Annotated in this window: 17 protein-coding genes and 1 riboswitch; of the genes, 9 read left to right on the top strand and 8 right to left on the bottom strand. The window is 58.3% G+C overall.

Going from position 1 to position 18,622, the window contains the following annotated elements:
* Positions 1-125 precede the first annotated feature (125 nt).
* From ftsL to leuO, 7 genes are all read right to left on the bottom strand, one after another.
* A complete protein-coding gene (gene ftsL, locus GJV78_RS02265; protein WP_155106791.1) occupies positions 126-491 on the bottom strand; it encodes a cell division protein FtsL in 366 nt (121 codons plus the stop codon).
* Positions 488-1,429 carry a 16S rRNA (cytosine(1402)-N(4))-methyltransferase RsmH gene (rsmH, locus tag GJV78_RS02260; protein WP_155106790.1) on the bottom strand — a complete coding sequence of 314 codons (942 nt, stop codon included), beginning with the start codon at positions 1,427-1,429 and terminating at the stop codon, positions 488-490. Before rsmH ends, ftsL begins: the two co-directional genes overlap by 4 nt.
* A gap of 1 nt (position 1,430) precedes the next feature.
* Positions 1,431-1,889 (bottom strand): division/cell wall cluster transcriptional repressor MraZ, encoded by a 459-nt coding sequence (mraZ, locus tag GJV78_RS02255; RefSeq protein WP_155106789.1) that lies wholly within the window; start codon positions 1,887-1,889, stop codon positions 1,431-1,433.
* Positions 1,890-2,622: 733 nt separating this feature from the next.
* Positions 2,623-3,627 carry a catabolite repressor/activator gene (gene cra / locus GJV78_RS02250; protein WP_167519324.1) on the bottom strand — a complete coding sequence of 335 codons (1,005 nt, stop codon included), beginning with the start codon at positions 3,625-3,627 and terminating at the stop codon, positions 2,623-2,625.
* A gap of 210 nt (positions 3,628-3,837) precedes the next feature.
* Positions 3,838-4,335 (bottom strand): acetolactate synthase small subunit, encoded by a 498-nt coding sequence (gene ilvN / locus GJV78_RS02245; RefSeq protein WP_155106787.1) that lies wholly within the window; start codon positions 4,333-4,335, stop codon positions 3,838-3,840.
* Positions 4,336-4,337: 2 nt separating this feature from the next.
* Positions 4,338-6,062 (bottom strand): acetolactate synthase 3 large subunit, encoded by a 1,725-nt coding sequence (ilvI, locus tag GJV78_RS02240; RefSeq protein WP_155106786.1) that lies wholly within the window; start codon positions 6,060-6,062, stop codon positions 4,338-4,340.
* 647 nt (positions 6,063-6,709) lie between these two features.
* Positions 6,710-7,660, bottom strand: coding sequence for a transcriptional regulator LeuO (gene leuO, locus GJV78_RS02235; protein ID WP_155106897.1), 951 nt, complete (start codon positions 7,658-7,660; stop codon positions 6,710-6,712).
* Between the two features lie 649 nt (positions 7,661-8,309).
* Here leuO and leuL point away from each other — a divergent pair.
* From leuL to leuD, 5 genes are all read left to right on the top strand, one after another.
* Positions 8,310-8,396 carry a leu operon leader peptide gene (gene leuL, locus GJV78_RS24095; protein WP_155106896.1) on the top strand — a complete coding sequence of 29 codons (87 nt, stop codon included), beginning with the start codon at positions 8,310-8,312 and terminating at the stop codon, positions 8,394-8,396.
* A gap of 92 nt (positions 8,397-8,488) precedes the next feature.
* On the top strand, positions 8,489-10,060 hold the full coding sequence (gene leuA, locus GJV78_RS02225; RefSeq protein WP_155106785.1) for a 2-isopropylmalate synthase: 1,572 nt from the start codon (positions 8,489-8,491) through the stop codon (positions 10,058-10,060).
* Positions 10,060-11,151 (top strand): 3-isopropylmalate dehydrogenase, encoded by a 1,092-nt coding sequence (leuB, locus tag GJV78_RS02220; protein ID WP_155106784.1) that lies wholly within the window; start codon positions 10,060-10,062, stop codon positions 11,149-11,151. The genes leuA and leuB overlap by 1 nt, the downstream gene beginning before the upstream one ends.
* A 2-nt stretch (positions 11,152-11,153) precedes the next feature.
* On the top strand, positions 11,154-12,554 hold the full coding sequence (gene leuC / locus GJV78_RS02215) for a 3-isopropylmalate dehydratase large subunit (protein WP_155106783.1): 1,401 nt from the start codon (positions 11,154-11,156) through the stop codon (positions 12,552-12,554).
* A gap of 10 nt (positions 12,555-12,564) precedes the next feature.
* The gene (leuD, locus tag GJV78_RS02210) at positions 12,565-13,170 is read left to right on the top strand and encodes a 3-isopropylmalate dehydratase small subunit (RefSeq protein WP_167519323.1); all 606 of its coding nucleotides are present in this window, start codon (positions 12,565-12,567) and stop codon (positions 13,168-13,170) included.
* Positions 13,171-13,310: 140 nt separating this feature from the next.
* Here leuD and sgrT read toward each other — a convergent pair whose 3' ends face one another.
* Positions 13,311-13,424 (bottom strand): glucose uptake inhibitor SgrT, encoded by a 114-nt coding sequence (gene sgrT, locus GJV78_RS02205; protein WP_155106782.1) that lies wholly within the window; start codon positions 13,422-13,424, stop codon positions 13,311-13,313.
* A gap of 99 nt (positions 13,425-13,523) precedes the next feature.
* Here sgrT and sgrR point away from each other — a divergent pair, with 99 nt between their 5' ends.
* The 4 genes from sgrR (at position 13,524) to thiQ (ending at position 18,614) form a co-directional block, all read left to right on the top strand.
* A complete protein-coding gene (sgrR, locus tag GJV78_RS02200) occupies positions 13,524-15,179 on the top strand; it encodes an HTH-type transcriptional regulator SgrR (RefSeq protein WP_155106781.1) in 1,656 nt (551 codons plus the stop codon).
* 47 nt (positions 15,180-15,226) lie between these two features.
* Positions 15,227-15,325: riboswitch (TPP riboswitch) on the top strand.
* 31 nt (positions 15,326-15,356) lie between these two features.
* Positions 15,357-16,340, top strand: coding sequence for a thiamine ABC transporter substrate binding subunit (gene thiB, locus GJV78_RS02195; RefSeq protein ID WP_167519322.1), 984 nt, complete (start codon positions 15,357-15,359; stop codon positions 16,338-16,340).
* Positions 16,316-17,923: a thiamine/thiamine pyrophosphate ABC transporter permease ThiP gene (gene thiP / locus GJV78_RS02190; protein WP_155106779.1), complete on the top strand. Its 1,608-nt coding sequence runs from the start codon at positions 16,316-16,318 to the stop codon at positions 17,921-17,923. Before thiB ends, thiP begins: the two co-directional genes overlap by 25 nt.
* Complete coding sequence (gene thiQ / locus GJV78_RS02185; RefSeq protein WP_155106778.1) at positions 17,907-18,614, top strand: thiamine ABC transporter ATP-binding protein ThiQ; 708 nt, start codon at positions 17,907-17,909, stop codon at positions 18,612-18,614. The genes thiP and thiQ overlap by 17 nt, the downstream gene beginning before the upstream one ends.
* Positions 18,615-18,622 lie beyond the last annotated feature (8 nt).

The following is an 18,622-nucleotide window of genomic DNA, read 5'->3' as shown; positions in this document are numbered from 1 at the left end:
CCATGCGTCCCCCGCTCGCTTACTGAAGTAAGCAAACGGAAGTTCCTGTGCCTGCCGTACTGATGCACCCTGAATGATTTTGCGCATAGCGTTTTAGCCGCTGTTTTCATGCGTCGCGTTTATCCTTATTTTTGCACTACGATATTTTCTTGTAAGGGATCGACATGCTGCATCTGCATCTTTTCCGTTGCGATCCGTTCGACGCGGCTGTGATCGCCAAGCGCGTTCTCTTCAAGAATCAGGTTGCGCCATTCGATATCCAGCGCATCGCGTTCCAGAACCAGCTGTTCACGCTGCGCGGTCAGCAGTCGCGTATGGTGCACCGTGACCACAACGGTCACGGCCGTCGCGATAATGCAAATAAACAGGCAGAGCGGCAGCTTCCCAAAACGTAAAAGATCGCCACCGATCACGCCAGGTAACACATGGCGCTGGGTGATTCCTGTCGATCCTTTTATTTTATCAAGGGCTTCTGTCACTCTGCCGATCATGCGCCGGTCCTTTCTGCAATACGCAGCACTGAACTGCGGGCCCGGGGATTTTCAGCCACCTCTTCTTCGCCCGGCATCAGTTTCCCTAATGCCCGCAGCTCGCGCCCACCCAGCTTCCTGAGCTGGGCTTCGGTCATCGGCAGCCCGGCCGGAACCTGCGGGCCGCGGCTCTGCTCGCGCATAAAGCGCTTCACAATGCGGTCTTCCAGCGAGTGGAAGCTGATGACGGAAAGCCGACCGCCGGGAGCCAGCACGCTGAGCGAGCTTTTTAGCGCCTGCTCGATCTCTTCCAGTTCACTGTTTACCCAGATACGCACCGCCTGGAAGGTACGGGTCGCCGGGTGTTTGAACTTATCCTTTACCGGCGTTGCCGCTGCGACAACCTCCGCCAGCTCTTTGGTGCGGGTCATCGGCTGTTCGCGGTTGCGCTCAACGATGGCGCGGGCGATACGTTTGGCGAAGCGCTCCTCGCCAAAGGTCTTCAGCACCCAGGCAATATCCGCCTCTTCCGCAGTCTGCAGCCATTCGGCCGCCGACTGTCCGCGGGTGGGATCCATACGCATATCCAGCGGGCCGTCGCGCATAAAGGAAAAGCCGCGTTCTGCATCATCAAGCTGTGGGGAAGAGACGCCAAGATCGAGGAGAATGCCGTCGATCCGGCCGGTGAGCGCGCGCTCGCTCACGTAGTCGGCCAGCGCGGAGAAAGGGCCATGAATGATGGAGAAGCGGGGATCGTTAATGGCCTGCGCCACGGCAATCGCCTGCGGATCGCGATCGATCGCCAGCAAACGCCCCTTTTCGCCCAGCTGCGAAAGGATCAGACGCGAGTGGCCACCGCGGCCAAAAGTGCCATCAATATAGATGCCGTCCGGACGCACGTTCAGGCCGTTAACGGCCTCATCCAGCAGCACCGTAGTGTGTTTATAGTTTTCCATCATCTTATAGAGACAAGTCCTGCAGCCGCTCCGATAAACTACCGGTAGCCGACTGCTCAGCGTCGATATCTTCCCTGACCTGTTGATGCCAGGTCGTTTCGTCCCACAGTTCAAATTTATTAAACTGTCCAACCAGCATCACTTCTTTCATCAGCCCGGCATGCTGCCGCAGTATTGGCGCAATCAGTAATCGACCGGCGCTATCCATCTGACATTCGCTGGCGTGCCCTAAAAGCAGGCGCTGTACACGGCGTTCCATCGGGTTCATGCTCGACAGGCGCGATAATTTTTGCTCGATAATTTCCCATTCTGGCAGGGGGTAAAGCAGCAGGCACGGGTGATGGATATCAATGGTGCACACCATTTGACCGGCAGCGTTCTCGATCAGCCGATCCCTGTAACGGGCGGGCACTGATAAGCGCCCTTTACTGTCGAGGTTGACTAACGTCGCCCCACGGAACATGCCAGCCTCTCCCCTTCTTACCACTTTATCCCACAAATTCCCACTGAAAGGAGTTTACGGAGCGGAGGAAAAGCTTGTCAAGCAAGTCGGGAAGCCCACCGGAACAAAAACCCAATGATTTCGGTTAATATCAGCGTTGATTAAATTACCGCCAGCGAGCGAAGCAAAAATAAGGTTATGAATAGTTGTAAGAAAAACCCCAAAACTCATCACCGTTTTTAAAACACCTCAATATTATCCACGAAGAATATAAAGTGTCAGTTTGCGACGCGGGCGGCATTTTAGGACATATTTGCCGCGGATAACAGCATCCGCTGTTCCCCGTGATGCCCCGCCGCGCCACGCCTGTAAAGAAAATTGCACCTTCCGCAGGAAAAGTGTCTGCTAATTCAGCAAAGCGCAGGAAGCATGTAACAAAATAATACAAAACTAACTCGTCGTTACTTTTCTATGCCCCGCGTCAGGAGCAACAGGTATTGATTGTCTGCGTAATAAATGCCTTTCAGATTCCACTAAAGAATATTCCGAATTGCGCAGCGGAACGTTGAAAGAAGTGTAAAAGAGGGCGTCAGGCAACTTTTTGAGGCCAGGGGGAAACGATAAGCGGAGTCTGTCCTGGCAGGCGTAATTAACGCGGGCAGGCTGAACACAAACAGCGCGCAGCAACCGGCGCACGGGGGTAGTCCGTAAGGATGACTCGCAAAGCTCCCCCTTACGGACGCACAAAAGCCTCTTAGCCCCGGCTAAGCACGCCGCGACGGTAGAGGTTACGCTTAATGCGGGTCAGGCCCGGCTTCGGCTTACGCGGCTCGTCAAGGCTCGCCAGCACGATCTCCAGTACGCGCTCCGCCACGTCGCGATGGCGCTGCGCCACCGCCAGCACCGGACACTGCAGGAAATCAAGCAGCTCGTTATCGCCAAAGGTGGCGATAGCCAGATCGGAGGGAAGCCGACCATCGCGACGCAGCGTTACGTCCATCACCCCCTGCAGCAGGGCAAAAGAGGTGGTGAACAGCGCCTGCGGCATGGGGTGCGTTTCCAGCCACTTTTCAAACAGCTGCGCCGCCGCCCCGCGCTCGTAGCTATTGGCATAGAGGAAATGTACCTCGCGAGGGTCATCCTGCCAGGCGGCCCGAAAGCCCTGTTCGCGCAGAAAGCTGACCGACAGTTCTGGCAGCGCGCCAAGATAGAGCACCGTTTCGGCCGGGAACTGACGCAGCTCGCTCGCCAGCATCTCAGCGTCTTCCCGGTCGGCTCCCACCACGCTGGTAAAGTGCTCGCGATCTAACGCCCGATCCAGCGCCACGATAGGGAAAGTGCCGCTGGCCCAGCGCTGATAGAAAGGATGTTCCGGCGGCAGCGAGGTGGAAACAATAATCGCGTCGACCTGGCGCTGAAGCAGATGCTCAATACAGCGCATTTCGTTATCGGGCTGATCTTCCGAACAGGCGATCAGCAGTTGGTAACCGCGCTGGCGCGCCTGTCGCTCAAGGTAGTTGGCAATACGGGTATAGCTGGTATTTTCCAGATCGGGGATCACCAGCCCGATAGAGCGGGTACGCCCGGCGCGCAGCCCCGCGGCCACGGCGTTGGGATGGTAATTATGCTCGCGTACCACCGCCATCACTTTTTCAACGGTCTTGTCGCTCACCCGGTATTGCTTCGCTTTACCGTTTATGACGTAGCTTGCCGTGGTACGTGATACGCCGGCCAGCCGAGCGATTTCATCCAGTTTCACAGTTGCCCCTTGCATAAAATGTACAAACCATAGCCATTATAATGGTATGGATTAAATTTATTAGATTAATTCCCACTGTGTGTGAGGCATAATCCGGCTATCTAAGCGCAGAATAGCGGCTGCGGCAACCGCTTTTGCTTCGGCTTACCGCTGATTTCTCAAAAAAAAAGCCCAACGGATAGCGTCGGGCTTACGGCACGTCCGCCAGGATCACTCCTGGCGCATAATTTTGTCGCCCCGCGACAGCCCCACCACGCCGGAACGGGCAACTTCCACAATTTTCGCCACCTCGCGCAGCGACGTCAGGAAAGCGTCCAGCTTATCGCTGGTGCCCGCCAGCTGGACGGTGTAGCTGGTCGGCGTCACGTCGATAATTTGCCCGCGAAAAATCTCCGTGTTGCGCTTCACCTCTTCCCGGCCATAGCCGCTGGCCTGAATCTTCACCAGCATAATTTCCCGCTCAACGTAGGCCCCCTGCCCCAGTTCGCTCACCCGCAGAACGTCAATCAGCTTATGCAGCTGTTTTTCGATCTGCTCAAGCGCTTTTTCATCACCCACCGTCTGGATCGTCATCCGCGACAGGGTAGGATCGTCCGTTGGCGCCACGGTCAGGCTTTCAATATTGTAACCGCGCTGTGAGAAGAGACCGATCACCCGCGACAGCGCGCCGGACTCGTTCTCCAGCAGAACTGATAATATCCGACGCATAGTCAGGTCCTCTCCGTTTTGCTTAACCACATTTCGTCCATTCCGCCACCGCGAATCTGCATCGGATAGACGTGCTCGCTACCGTCAACGATGACGTCAACAAACACCAGCCGATGACCGCGCACCAGCTCCAGCGCCTCGGCCAGTCGGCTTTCCAGCTCCTCCGGACGGGTAATTTGTATGCCGATATGGCCATAGGCTTCGGCCAGGCGGACAAAATCCGGCAGCGACTGCATATACGAGTGGGAGTGACGGCCAGAGTAGATCATATCCTGCCACTGCTTCACCATGCCCAGATAGCGGTTGTTCAGATTCAGCACCAGCACCGGCAGCGCATACTGCTGCGCCGTCGACAGCTCCTGGATGTTCATCTGAATGCTGCCGTCGCCGGTTACGCAGATTACTATTTCGTCCGGCAGGGCCATTTTCACCCCCAGCGCCGCCGGCAGGCCGAACCCCATCGTCCCGAGGCCGCCGGAGTTTATCCAGCGTCGCGGCTTGTCGAAGGGATAATAGAGAGCGGCAAACATCTGATGCTGCCCGACATCCGAGGCGACGTACGCCTCGCCCCGGGTCAGCCGCCAGATCGTCTCAATAACCGCCTGGGGCTTGATGCTCTCGCCCTGGGTGCCATAGCTCAGGCACCGGCGCGCGCGCCAGCGCTCGATCTGTCGCCACCAGTCGCGGATCTCATCCAGCGGCTGCCGCGTGCACTCCTGGCTAAGCAGCCCCAGCATCTGTTCCAGCACCTGCCGCGCATCGCCGACAACGGGAATATCCGCCGTCACGGTCTTGGAGATAGAGGCCGGATCGATGTCCACGTGCAGCACCGTCGCCTCCGGACAGTATTTCGCCAGATTGTTGGTGGTACGATCGTCAAAACGTACCCCAACGGCAAAAATCACGTCGGCGTTGTGCATCGTCATGTTGGCCTCATAGGTGCCATGCATACCGAGCATACCCAGCGCCTGGGAGTGGGTGCCCGGAAACGCGCCCAGCCCCATCAGCGATGACACCACGGGAAGATTAAGCGTCGTAACGATCTGCCGCAGCTGCTCATGACAGCCCGCCGTTACCGCGCCGCCGCCCACGTATACTACCGGTTTTTTCGCGGCGATCAGCGTCTGCAGGGCGCGCTTTATCTGGCCTTTATGTCCGGCCGTCGTTGGATTGTAGGAGCGCATAGCGATCGACTCCGGCCAGACGTAGGGCCGTTTCTGCGCCACGTTGAGGATATCCTTTGGTAAATCGACCACCACCGGGCCCGGGCGGCCGCTCGCCGCCAACCAGAAGGCCTTCTTCAGCACCTGCGGAATATCCTCCGTTTGCTTAACCAGAAAGCTGTGCTTCACGATTGGCCGGGAGATCCCCACCATATCGCACTCCTGAAAAGCATCGAAGCCGATAAGGGAAGTCGCCACCTGCCCGGAAAGGATAACCAGGGGGATAGAATCCATATAGGCGGTGGCGATGCCGGTAATGGCGTTGGTGGCTCCGGGGCCGGAGGTAACCAGCACCACGCCAGGTTCACCCGTTGCCCTCGCCAGGCCGTCGGCCATATGAACCGCCGCCTGCTCGTGGCGCACCAGAACATGTTCAATACCGCCAACGGTATGCAGCGCATCATAGATATCAAGGACCGCGCCCCCGGGGTAACCAAACACCTGTTTGACGCCCTGATCGATAAGCGATCGGACGACCATCTCGGCTCCAGACAACATCTCCATGGCTTACCTCACTGTATGACGAAAATGAATTTTGACCACCTTAACCGCTCGCCCTGAGGCAGGCAATTCACCCGGTTCGCTTTCTCGCAGGAGCCACAGGAATAAATAGAACAAAAGGAGCCGAAGGACGCTACATAACACCAGAACAAAGGCAAAAACTAATAAGAAATGATTTAAATTTCACGACAAGCAGCTATTCATCTAATTTTTAGCCGCCAGGAAAGAGAATGAAAGGACGAATTCAGAATAAAATACCAGTAATATGAACAAAAGCAGAATAAATCGAACATGCCTGCCCGATTTATTCTGTATACCCTAAATAATTCGAGTTGCAGGACAAAACGCAGCGCGTTTTGAACAGCCCCGGGGCTGGCCCCGAAGGGGTGAGGCCATCAGGCCGAATCACGCGGCGACGCAGAGACAAATTCGTCAGGAACGAATTTGAACGGCCGCAGGCTGCCTCTGGTGAGAGACAGGGATGTCTCTCATTCATCCCCGGGAGCTTACTGCAGTAAGTGACCGGGGTGAACGAGGACAAATCAGCTTAGCTGATTTGAACGCCGCTGGCGGCGGCCCTTCAGGGTGAGGCCCCCAGGGCCGAATAAAGCCAACGCACATGCTATTTGAAGTATGACGGGTATATCTCATTACCGTTTGCAGACCGATATTAACAGCTCCTCCATCCATTGATGGCCTTTATCCCGCCCTGCTGCATCATGCCAGGAGAGATAGCAGGTGCGGCTGTTCAACTTTAATGGCAGCGGTAAAAGCTGAAGATCCAACGAGCCGGTAAACTCTTCCGCCAGCCAGCGCGGCGCAATGGCCACCAAATGGGTTTGAGAAACCACGTTGAGCACGCTGATCAATGCCATTCCCTGATAGGCGATGCAGCTCTGCTTATCCGGCGTGTCGTACCATGGCTGGCTGAAGGAGGCAAAGCGCTCCAGCGAAACGACGGCATGCTGCTCCCGATAAAGCGTGCTTTCCGTTAGCGAACCGCCGATACGAGGATGCTTCCGGCTGGCGACCAGCACCATTTCATCTTTAAACAGCGGCACGCTGGTGAATTCAGGCCGGCGAAACTCTTCATAACTGATAACGAATTCCGTCTCCTGATAGCGCAGCTGGTGTTCAGTGTTTTGATTTAACGCAGATTTAAAGACAACCTGTATATTTGGCGCAATCTCTTCCACGCGGTTATAAATCATTGAGGTCAGAATATTGTCCAGCGGGCTACAGACGCACAGGTGGAAAACACGTTCGCTGCTGGCGGGTTCAAAACCGGAGCCGGGCAGCTCATTTTGCACCAGCTGCAGCGCCTGACGAATGGAGCCAAACAGTTGGTAAGCGCGCGCCGTCGGCTGAATTCCCCGGCCATAGCGGACAAACAGCTCATCATTAAACATCACCTTCAGGCGCGCCACGGCGTTGCTTACCGCAGGTTGAGACATCCCCAGCGCATGCGCCGCGCGGGTAATATTTTGCTCCTGCATCACGGCATCAAATACCGTCAACAGATTCAAATCGACCATGCGAAGCTGCGGTTTTCCCGCTTCTAAAGCGCCGGCGTTCGGCTTATCTTTTTTCACTTCTGGCATACTTAACTCCCCTGTCATACATCACTCCCTTTTCTTGCCGGTATGCAGAAAATAAATACTGAAAATATCATTTACCATGCATATAAAATAAGAAAAAGAGAAAATACAAAAATTCGGAAAACGTAAAGGCATTTTTGCAATCGCGCAAAAAAACGGCGAGAACGCGCCTTATTCCAGGAGCAAGATGAAAATCAATACACCACAGTTAACGTAACTTATGTAAAAATAGCTGCTGTGAATACAAAACCATACATAAAACCAATGGTTCTTTGATTTTAATTAGATTTATAAATTATCAGTTTGCCAAAACATAACCAAAATTTATCATTTCTTCCTTTTCAGCGAGCGACAACCATTCACTACGCATATAATGATAGAGAAACCATATAGGTATATCTGATGCCGTCGGGATTTATCCGATAATATTTTCCTGTTATCTGAAATAATTTGCTTTAAATAAAGTCACGTTTGAGAATCATCATCAGCCAGCCGATGATAATCTTTTTCTTCCCGCCAGCTTAAGCACAATAGACTGTTAAACCGCGCGCCGCTCCCTTCGCCCCGGCGGTAAATTACCGGGGCCGGGGTTGACATCAGCAGACGTATCCAGTACCACTAAAAGCACATCGCATTCTTCTGGAGTTGATTAATGATCCGTATCGCTCGCTTTGACGGCCTACTACTACTAAACGCATCCACGTTGCGCGGTAGACCGGTGAGCGGCATTCAGCATTAAGTCAGCCCACAGTCCGAACGAAAACCCGCGCCGTTGCGCGGGTTTTTTTATGCTCGAAGCAAGGCGCTCTCTGAGAGACAAGGACCTAACATATGAGCCAGCAAGTCATTATTTTTGATACGACGTTACGCGACGGTGAGCAGGCGTTACAGGCGAGCCTGAGCGCGAAAGAGAAGCTGCAAATCGCTCTGGCACTCGAACGGATGGGCGTCGACGTGATGGAAGTGGGTTTTCCCGTTTCGTCGCCGGGCGACTTTGAATCGGTGCAGTCCATCGCCCGCCGGGTAAAAAACAGCCGCGTCTGCGCCTTAGCCCGCTGTGTGGAAAAAGATATCGACGTGGCGGCGGAATCTTTAAAAGTCGCCGACGCCTTCCGCATTCATACCTTTATCGCCACCTCGCCCATGCATATTGCCACCAAGCTGCGCAGCACGCTGGATGAGGTGATCGAGCGCGCGGTGTATATGATTAAGCGGGCGCGAAATTACACCGACGACGTGGAGTTTTCCTGCGAAGACGCCGGGCGTACCCCCATCGCGGACCTGGCGCGCGTGGTCGAAGCGGCCATTAACGCCGGGGCCAAAACCATCAATATTCCCGACACCGTTGGCTACACCCTGCCCTTTGAGTTTGGTGGGATTATTTCCGGCCTGTACGAGCGGGTGCCCAATATCGACAGGGCGATTATCTCCGTGCACACCCATGACGATCTGGGGCTGGGCGTCGGCAACGCGCTGGCGGCGGTCCACGCCGGGGCGCGTCAGGTTGAAGGCGCAATGAACGGCATCGGCGAACGCGCCGGCAACTGTTCGCTGGAAGAGGTGATTATGGCAATCAAGGTGCGCCGGGATCTCCTTAACGTGGAGACCCGCATTAATCACCAGGAGATCTGGCGCACCAGCCAGATGGTCAGCCAGATCTGCAATATGCCGATCCCGGCGAACAAGGCGATTGTCGGCAGCGGTGCGTTTGCCCACTCCTCCGGCATTCACCAGGACGGTGTGCTGAAGAACCGCGAAAACTACGAAATCATGACGCCAGAATCGATCGGCCTCAACCAGGTACAGCTGAACCTGACCTCCCGTTCCGGGCGCGCGGCGGTGAAACATCGTATGGATGAAATGGGCTATAAAGAGAGCGATTACAGCCTGGACAATCTGTACGACGCCTTCCTGAAGCTGGCGGATAAAAAAGGCCAGGTATTTGATTACGATCTGGAAGCGCTGGCGTTCTTTAATCAGCAGCAGGAGGAGCCGGAGCATTTTCGTCTGGACTATTTCAGCGTCCAGTCAGGCTCTAATGATATCGCCACCGCCTCCGTCAGGCTGGCCTGCGGCGATGAGATCAAAGCCGAAGCCGCAAACGGCAATGGCCCGGTTGACGCGGTCTATCAGGCAATTAACCGCCTCACCCGCTACAGCATTGAGCTGGAGAAATACGCTCTGTCGGCAAAAGGCCACGGCAAAGACGCGCTGGGTCAGGTGGATATCGTCGCCAATTACAACGGGCGACGCTTCCACGGCGTCGGCCTGGCGACCGATATCGTCGAATCCTCCGCCAAAGCGATGGTGCATGTGCTGAACAACATCTGGCGCGCCGCAGAAGTGGAAAAAGAGCTGCAGCGTAAAGCGCAGAATAAAGAAAACAACAAGGAAACCGTGTGATGTCGAAGAATTACCATATTGCCGTTTTACCGGGCGACGGAATCGGCCCGGAAGTGATGGCTCAGGCCCTGAAGGTACTGGAAGCCGTTCGCCACCGTTTTGATATGCGCATTACCACCAGCCGTTACGACGTGGGTGGTGCCGCCATCGACGCTCACGGCCAGCCGCTGCCGCAGGCCACGGTTGAAGGGTGCGAACAGGCCGACGCCGTCCTGTTCGGCTCCGTCGGCGGCCCGAAGTGGGAGCATCTGCCGCCGGATCGGCAGCCGGAGCGCGGTGCCCTGCTGCCGCTGCGTAAGCACTTTAAGTTATTCAGCAACCTGCGCCCGGCAAAGCTGTATCAGGGGCTGGAGGCGTTCTGCCCCCTGCGCGCCGATATCGCCGCCAGCGGCTTCGATATTCTGTGCGTGCGCGAGCTGACCGGTGGCATTTATTTCGGCCAGCCTAAGGGGCGCGAAGGCAGCGGCCAGTATGAAAAGGCGTTTGATACCGAGGTTTATCACCGGTTCGAGATCGAGCGTATCGCACGCATCGCCTTTGAATCCGCCCGCAAGCGCCGTCGTAAGGTCACCTCAATTGACAAAGCCAACGTTCTGCAGTCCTCCATTCTGTGGCGTGAAATTGTCAATGAGATCGCCGCCGCTTATCCGGACGTCGAACTGACGCATATGTATATCGACAACGCCACCATGCAGCTGATTAAAGATCCGTCGCAGTTTGACGTGCTGCTGTGCTCCAACCTGTTTGGCGATATTTTGTCGGACGAATGCGCGATGATCACCGGCTCAATGGGAATGCTGCCCTCCGCCAGCCTTAACGAGCAGGGCTTCGGTCTGTACGAGCCGGCGGGCGGCTCTGCGCCGGATATCGCCGGAAAAAATATCGCCAACCCGATTGCGCAGATTTTGTCGCTGGCGCTGCTGCTGCGCTACAGCCTCGACGCCGATAAGGCGGCGACGGCGATTGAAAACGCCGTTAATAAAGCGCTGGAGGCGGGCATTCGCACCGGCGACCTGGCCCGCGGCGCGGCCGCAGTCAGCACCGATGAAATGGGCGACACTATCGCCCGCTATGTGGCAGAAGGGGCATAAACATGGCGAAAACGTTATACGAAAAGTTATTTGATGCGCACGTGGTTTACGAGGCCCCAGAGGAAACGCCGCTGCTCTATATCGATCGGCATCTGGTGCACGAGGTGACCTCTCCACAGGCGTTTGATGGCCTGCGCGCCCACGGGCGGCCGGTTCGTCAGCCGGGAAAAACCTTCGCCACTATGGACCATAACGTCTCCACCCAGACGAAAGACATCAACGCCTGCGGCGAGATGGCACGCATTCAGATGCAGGAGCTGATCAAAAACTGCAGCGAGTTCGGCGTTGAGCTGTATGACCTGAACCATCCGTATCAGGGCATCGTCCACGTGATGGGGCCAGAGCAAGGGGTTACCCTGCCGGGAATGACCATCGTCTGCGGCGACTCCCACACCGCCACCCACGGCGCATTTGGCGCGCTGGCGTTTGGTATCGGCACCTCCGAAGTGGAGCACGTGCTGGCAACGCAAACCCTGAAGCAGGGCCGGGCGAAAACCATGAAAATAGAGGTGCAGGGCCGCACCGCGCCGGGGATCACCGCCAAGGATATCGTGCTGGCCATCATTGGTAAAACCGGCAGCGCCGGCGGCACCGGCCACGTCGTTGAGTTCTGCGGCGAGGCGATCCGCGCCCTGAGCATGGAGGGTCGGATGACGTTGTGCAACATGGCCATTGAGATGGGAGCCAAGGCCGGGCTGGTGGCCCCGGACGAGATCACCTTCAGCTACGTGAAGGGCCGCCGCCATGCGCCAAAGGGACAGGACTTCGACGACGCGGTGGCGTACTGGAAAACATTGAAAAGCGACGACGACGCGGTCTTCGACACGGTGGTCACCCTGCGGGCCGAAGAGATCGCCCCGCAGGTGACCTGGGGCACCAACCCCGGCCAGGTGATCGCCATCCATGACGCGATCCCCGATCCGGACGGCTTTACCGATCCGGTAGAGCGCGCGTCGGCGGAAAAAGCGCTGGCCTATATGGGCTTACGTCCCGGTATTCCGTTAACCGACGTGACGATCGATAAGGTCTTTATCGGCTCCTGCACCAACTCGCGCATTGAAGATTTACGCGCGGCGGCGGAGATCGCCCGCGGACGTAAAGTGGCACCGGGGGTACAGGCGCTGGTGGTTCCCGGCTCCGGCCCGGTTAAAGCCCAGGCGGAAGCGGAAGGGCTGGATAAGATCTTTATCGACGCCGGCTTTGAGTGGCGTCTGCCGGGCTGCTCCATGTGCCTGGCGATGAACAACGACCGCCTGAACCCAGGCGAGCGCTGCGCCTCTACCAGCAACCGTAACTTTGAAGGACGTCAGGGCCGCGGCGGGCGCACGCATCTGGTCAGCCCGGCGATGGCCGCCGCCGCCGCCGTCACCGGCCGTTTCGCCGACATTCGCAGCATTAAATAAGGAGACCACCGTGGCAGAGAAATTTATTCAACATCAGGGTCTGGTCGTGCCGCTGGATGCCGCCAACGTCGACACTGACGCTATTATCCCGAAGCAGTTTTTGCAGAAGGTCACCCGCACCGGCTTTGGTGCCCACCTGTTCAACGACTGGCGCTTTCTCGATGAGAAGGGCCAGCAGCCGAATCCGGAGTTTGTGCTGAATTTCCCGGAGTATCAGGGCGCATCAATCCTGCTGGCGCGGGAAAACTTCGGCTGCGGCTCCTCCCGGGAGCACGCCCCCTGGGCGCTGACCGATTACGGTTTTAAGGTGGTGATCGCCCCGAGCTTTGCGGACATCTTCTACGGCAACAGCTTCAACAACCAGCTGCTGCCGGTGAGGCTGAGCGACGAGGAGGTCGATGAGCTGTTCAGGCTGGTGCAGGCCAACCCCGGCATCCGCTTTGAGGTGGATCTGCAGGCGCAGGTGGTTAAAGCCGGCGGCAAGGTTTATCCCTTTGACATTGACGCTTTCCGCCGCCACTGCATGCTGAACGGCCTCGACAGCATCGGGCTGACGCTGCAGCACGAGGCGGTAATTGCCGCCTGGGAAGAGAAGCAGCCGGCCTTTATGCGCTGATCGACACCCTGTCGGCGGCGCAGCCAGAGGCTCGCGCCGCCGCAAAAAAACCAGCAGAGGTTATCTGCTGGCGGTCAATATCAGGCCGAAGCCTGCACCAATACTCAGTCATACGTGATATCCGCAAAGGGAAAGGGGGATCAGGCACTCTCCTCCCACTGCATCAGCTCCTCAAGCATCTTCACGCGCCGCGGCGCGCTCAGCCAGGACGCCCCTTCAGTTGCGGTAAAGTATTGCAAGTAAAACCGACGCATAATTGACCCCTTTCGTTTCCCGTTGCTTCATCGCTGACGATTATTGGCCTAATATAGGGATTATAAAATTGCTGAGTTTTACGCGGGAGTTCCCCTTTTATGTCTTCAGGTCGTCTGCAACAACAGTTCATCCGCCTGTGGCAGTGCTGTGACGGCAAAACGCAGGACACCACCCTCAACGAGCTGGCGGAGCTGCTCAGCTGCTCCCGCCGCCATATGCGCACCCTGCTAAACACTATGCAGGAGCGCGGCTGGTTAACGTGGGAGGCCGAAGTGGGGCGAGGAAAACGCTCGCGCCTGACCTTTCTCTATACCGGCCTGGCGCTACAGCAGCAGCGGGCGGAAGACCTGCTGGAGCAGGATCGCATCGATCAATTGGTACAGCTGGTGGGCGATAAGGCCGCCGTCCGGCAGATGCTGGTATCTCACCTGGGGCGCAGTTTCCGCCAGGGGCGGCATATTCTGCGGGTGCTCTACTATCGCCCGCTGCACAATCTGCTGCCGGGTACCGCCCTGCGACGCTCGGAAACCCATATCGCCCGACAAATCTTCAGCGCCCTGACCCGCGTAAATGAGGAAAATGGGGAACTGGAGGCGGATATCGCCCACCACTGGCAGCAGATATCCTCCCTGCAGTGGCGCTTTTTTCTGCGTCCGGGGATTCACTTCCATCACGGCCGCGAGCTGGAAATGGAGGACGTCATCGCCTCACTCACGCGCATTAACGCGCTGCCGCTCTACGCGCATATCACAAAAATTGTCTCTCCCACCGCCTGGACGCTGGACATCCATCTGTCGCAGCCCGATCGCTGGCTGCCGCTTCTGCTGGGCCAGGTTCCGGCAATGATCCTGCCCCGCGAGTGGGAAACCCTGAGCAATTTTGCCAGCCATCCCATCGGCACCGGCCCCTACGCTGTCGCGCGTAACACCCGCAACCAGCTGAAAATTCACGCCTTTGACGACTACTTTGGCTATCGGGCCTTAATTGACGAAGTGAACGTCTGGGTGCTGCCGGATATCGGCGACGAGCCAAACGGTGGCCTGACCTTAAAAGGCCCGACCGAAGACCAAAAGGCGATCGAGAGCCGGGCGGAAGAGGGCTGTTATTATCTGCTGTTTGACGCCCGGACCCACCGGGGGGCCAGCCCGGAGGTCAGAGAGTGGATAAGCCGCGTGTGCTCTCCCGTCAACCTGCTCTACTACGCCGACGAGCAGTACCAGCGCCACTGGTTTCCGGCCTACGGCCTGCTCCCCCGCTGGCACCATACGCAGCCCGGACATGGCGACAAGCCTGCCGGGCTGGAAACCCTCAGGCTGACCTATTATCACGACCACATTGAGCACCGGGCCATCGCGCAGATCATGTGCCGGCTGCTGGCGGAGCATCAGGTAAAGCTGGAGATTCAGGAGCTTGACTACGATCGCTGGCACGCCGGTGAAACTGAAAGCGATATCTGGCTCAACAGCGCCAACTTCACCCTGCCGCTCGACTTCTCGCTGTTCGCGCATCTGTGCGAGGTTCCGCTGCTGCAGCACTGCATCCCGCAGGACTGGCAGGCCGACGCCGCGCGCTGGCGCACCGGCGAAATGGACCTGGCGGCGTGGTGTCAGCAGCTGCTGGCCAGCAGGGCGATTGTTCCGCTGATCCATCACTGGCTGATCATCCAGGGACAGCGCAGTATGCGCGGTTTACGCATGAACACGCTCGGCTGGTTTGATTTTAAATCGGCGTGGTTCGCGCCGCCGGACCCTTAACGCCCGGCTCCCGATTGCCGTGTCGCAACAAAGTCACTACACTAACGCCGTTCTCAACGGGGTGCTGCGCCTGCGCGCGTGCTGAGAGATACCCGTCGAACCTGATCCGGATAACGCCGGCGAAGGGATTTGAGGCCCTACTCAAAATCCTTTGCCCCCTATCGCCCGAGGTGCAAAGTGTTAAAAAAATGTCTTTCCCTGCTGCTGCTGTGCGCGGCCCCCATCTTCGCTAAACCCGTTCTTACCGTCTACACCTACGACTCCTTCGCCGCTGAGTGGGGACCGGGTCCGGCGGTAAAAAAGGCGTTCGAGGCCGACTGCCAGTGCGAGCTGAAATATGTAGCGCTGGAGGATGGCGTTTCGCTGCTTAACCGCCTGCGCATGGAAGGAAAGAACAGCAAAGCCGACGTCGTGCTGGGCCTGGATAACAACCTGCTGGAGGCCGCCATGCGAACCGGGCTGTTCGCCAGAACGTCTATTGCCACGGATGCCGTAACGCTTCCCTTCAGCTGGAGTAACGACACCTTTGTTCCTTACGATTACGGCTGGTTCGCCTTTGTTTACGATAAAACGAAGCTGAAAACCCCGCCCGGCAGCCTGAAGGAGCTGGTGGAAAGCCCGCAAAAATGGCGCATCATCTATGAAGATCCGCGCACCAGCACGCCGGGGCTGGGGCTGCTGCTGTGGATGCAAAAGGTCTATGGCGACAAGACGCCGGAGGCCTGGCGGGCGCTGGCGGCAAAAACGGTGACCGTCACCAAAGGCTGGAGCGAAGCCTACGGGCTGTTTTTAAAGGGCGAAGGCGATATGGTGCTGAGCTACACCACCTCGCCGGCGTATCACCTTATTGAGGAGAAAAAAGAGCGCTACGCGGCGGCAAACTTCAGCGAAGGCCACTATGTGCAGGTGGAAGTGGCGGCGCGCACCGTCGCCAGCAGGCAGCCGGAGCTGGCGGATAAGTTCCTGCAGTTTATTCTTACGCCCGCCTTCCAGAACACGATCCCGACCGGTAACTGGATGTACCCGGCTACCGACGTTCCGCTGCCCGCCGGTTTTGCCGCGCTCGCCAGGCCCACCGCGACGCTACAGTTTACTCCGAAGGAAGTGGCGACCCAGCGCCAGGCGTGGATTAGCGAATGGCAACGCGCCGTCAGCCGCTGATTCCCGGCTGGCTACTTCCCGGCCTTGGTGCCGCGACGCTAATCCTGGCGGTGGCCCTTGCGGCGTTTCTGGCCCTGTGGCTGAACGCGCCGCAGGGCGACTGGATGTCGCTCTGGCAGGACAGCTATCTTTGGCACGTGGTGCGCTTCTCCTTCTGGCAGGCGTTTCTCTCGGCGGCGCTCTCCGTCGCACCGGCGATCCTGCTTGCCAGGGCGCTGTACCGACGGCGCTTTCCGGGCCGCCTGCTCCTGCTGCGCCTGTGCGCAATGACCCTGGTGTTGCCGGTGCTGGTGGCCGTTTTTGGTATTCTCAGCGTCTACGGACGCCAGGGCTGGCTGGCCTCCCTCTGGCGGCTGATGGGCCTGGAGTGGACCTTCTCCCCCTACGGCCTGCAGGGGATTCTGCTGGCCCACGTCTTTTTTAATCTGCCGATGGCGAGCCGCCTGCTGTTACAGACGCTGGAAAATATTCCCGGCGAGCAGCGGCAGTTGGCGGCGCAGTTAGGCCTGCGCGGCTGGTCCTTCTTCCGCTTTGTTGAATGGCCATGGCTGCGCCGTCAGATCCCGCCCGTGGCGGCGCTGATCTTTATGCTTTGCTTCGCCAGCTTTGCGACCGTCCTGTCGCTGGGCGGCGGGCCGCAGGCGACGACCATCGAGCTGGCCATCTACCAGGCCCTCAGCTACGACTACGATCCCGCCCGCGCGGCGATGCTGGCGCTCATTCAGATGCTCTGCTGCCTGGGGCTGGTGCTGCTCAGCCAACGGCTGAGCAGGGCCGTGGCCCCCGGGGCCTCGCTGGTGCAGGGCTGGCGCGATCCGGACGATCGTCTGTACAGCCGCGTGGCGGACACCCTGCTTATCCTGATGGCGCTGCTGCTGCTGCTGCCCCCCCTGCTGGCAACGATCGTCGGTGGGGTTAACCGACAACTGGCCGACGTACTGACGCAGCCGGCGCTATGGCAGGCGCTGTGGACCTCGCTGCGCATCGCCCTGGCGGCGGGCCTGCTCTGCATTACCCTTAGCATGATGCTGCTGTGGAGCAGCCGCGAGCTGCGGGTGCGGCGACGGCTGGCCGGACAGGCGCTGGAGCTGAGCGGTATGCTGATCCTCGCCATGCCGGGCATTGTGCTGGCGACCGGCTTCTTCCTGCTGCTCAACGACAGCGTCGGGCTGCCGGAAGAGGCCGACGGGATCGTTATCTTCACCAATGCGCTGATGGCTATTCCCTGGGCGCTGAAGGTGCTGGAAAACCCGATGCGCGACATCGCCGTCCGCTACGGCAGGCTCTGCCAGGCGCTGGGGCTTGAGGGATGGTCGCGTCTGAAGGTGGTGGAGCTACGCGCCCTGCGACGTCCGCTGGCCCAGGCGCTGGCCTTCGCCTGCGTGCTGTCGATCGGCGACTTCGGCGTGGTGGCGCTGTTCGGCAATGAAGATTTCCGCACGCTGCCCTTTTATCTCTATCAGCAGATTGGCTCTTATCGTAGCGAGGACGGCGCGGTCACCGCCCTGCTGCTGCTGCTGCTCTGCTTTATCCTGTTTACCGCCATTGAAAAATTACCGGGGAAAAATGTTAACGCTGACTGATGTCACCTGGCAGTATCAGGATCTACCGATGCGCTTCACCCTGTCGATAGCGCGCGGCGAGCAGGTGGCGATTCTGGGTCCCAGCGGCGCGGGGAAAAGCACGCTGTTAAATTTGATCGCCGGCTTTCTGGCCCCCGTCAGCGGTACGATTGCCATCGCTGGTGAAGATCACACCGCGACCCCGCCCGCCCGCCGTCCGGTTTCGATGCTGTTCCAGGAAAATAATCTCTTCAGCCACCTGAGCCTCCGGCAGAACATCGGGCTGGGTTTCGATCCGGGGCTAAGACTTAGCGCGGCGCAGCGGGAAAAAATGGACCATATCGCGCGGCAGATGGGGCTGAGTAGCCTGCTGGAGCGCCTGCCCGGCGAACTCTCCGGCGGCCAGCGCCAGCGGGCAGCCCTGGCGCGCTGTCTGGTGCGCGAGCGGCCGGTGCTGCTTCTTGACGAGCCCTTTTCAGCCCTCGACCCCGCCCTGCGCGAGGAGATGCTGACGCTGGTCAGCGAGGTCTGCCGCGAGCGGCGGCTTACCCTGCTGATGGTGTCGCACAGCATTGAGGATGCGGCGCGTATCACCCCACGCGCCGTCGTGGTGGCGAACGGCGGCGTCGCCTGGCAGGGCGACACGGCCGAGCTGATTAGCGGCAGGGCCAGCGCCTCCTCGCTGCTAGGCATCGCGCCGCCAGGCCAGTAAACGCAGGA

It is taken from the genome of Intestinirhabdus alba, assembly GCF_009711095.1.
In the GTDB taxonomy this organism is placed as follows: domain Bacteria; phylum Pseudomonadota; class Gammaproteobacteria; order Enterobacterales; family Enterobacteriaceae; genus Intestinirhabdus; species Intestinirhabdus alba.
This window is presented reverse-complemented; position numbering and strand designations above follow the sequence as displayed.

Excerpts from the sequence above, each read along its gene's own strand:
- ftsL (WP_155106791.1), bottom strand. The coding sequence starts at position 491 with ATGATCGGCAGAGTGACAGAAGCCCTTGATAAAATAAAAGGATCGACA.
- rsmH (WP_155106790.1), bottom strand. The coding sequence starts at position 1,429 with ATGATGGAAAACTATAAACACACTACGGTGCTGCTGGATGAGGCCGTT.
- mraZ (WP_155106789.1), bottom strand. The coding sequence starts at position 1,889 with ATGTTCCGTGGGGCGACGTTAGTCAACCTCGACAGTAAAGGGCGCTTA.
- ilvN (WP_155106787.1), bottom strand. The coding sequence starts at position 4,335 with ATGCGTCGGATATTATCAGTTCTGCTGGAGAACGAGTCCGGCGCGCTG.
- ilvI (WP_155106786.1), bottom strand. The coding sequence starts at position 6,062 with ATGGAGATGTTGTCTGGAGCCGAGATGGTCGTCCGATCGCTTATCGAT.
- leuO (WP_155106897.1), bottom strand. The coding sequence starts at position 7,660 with ATGCCAGAAGTGAAAAAAGATAAGCCGAACGCCGGCGCTTTAGAAGCG.
- leuL (WP_155106896.1), top strand. The coding sequence starts at position 8,310 with ATGATCCGTATCGCTCGCTTTGACGGCCTACTACTACTAAACGCATCC.
- leuA (WP_155106785.1), top strand. The coding sequence starts at position 8,489 with ATGAGCCAGCAAGTCATTATTTTTGATACGACGTTACGCGACGGTGAG.
- leuB (WP_155106784.1), top strand. The coding sequence starts at position 10,060 with ATGTCGAAGAATTACCATATTGCCGTTTTACCGGGCGACGGAATCGGC.
- leuC (WP_155106783.1), top strand. The coding sequence starts at position 11,154 with ATGGCGAAAACGTTATACGAAAAGTTATTTGATGCGCACGTGGTTTAC.
- sgrT (WP_155106782.1), bottom strand. The coding sequence starts at position 13,424 with ATGCGTCGGTTTTACTTGCAATACTTTACCGCAACTGAAGGGGCGTCC.
- sgrR (WP_155106781.1), top strand. The coding sequence starts at position 13,524 with ATGTCTTCAGGTCGTCTGCAACAACAGTTCATCCGCCTGTGGCAGTGC.
- thiP (WP_155106779.1), top strand. The coding sequence starts at position 16,316 with ATGGCAACGCGCCGTCAGCCGCTGATTCCCGGCTGGCTACTTCCCGGC.
- thiQ (WP_155106778.1), top strand. The coding sequence starts at position 17,907 with ATGTTAACGCTGACTGATGTCACCTGGCAGTATCAGGATCTACCGATG.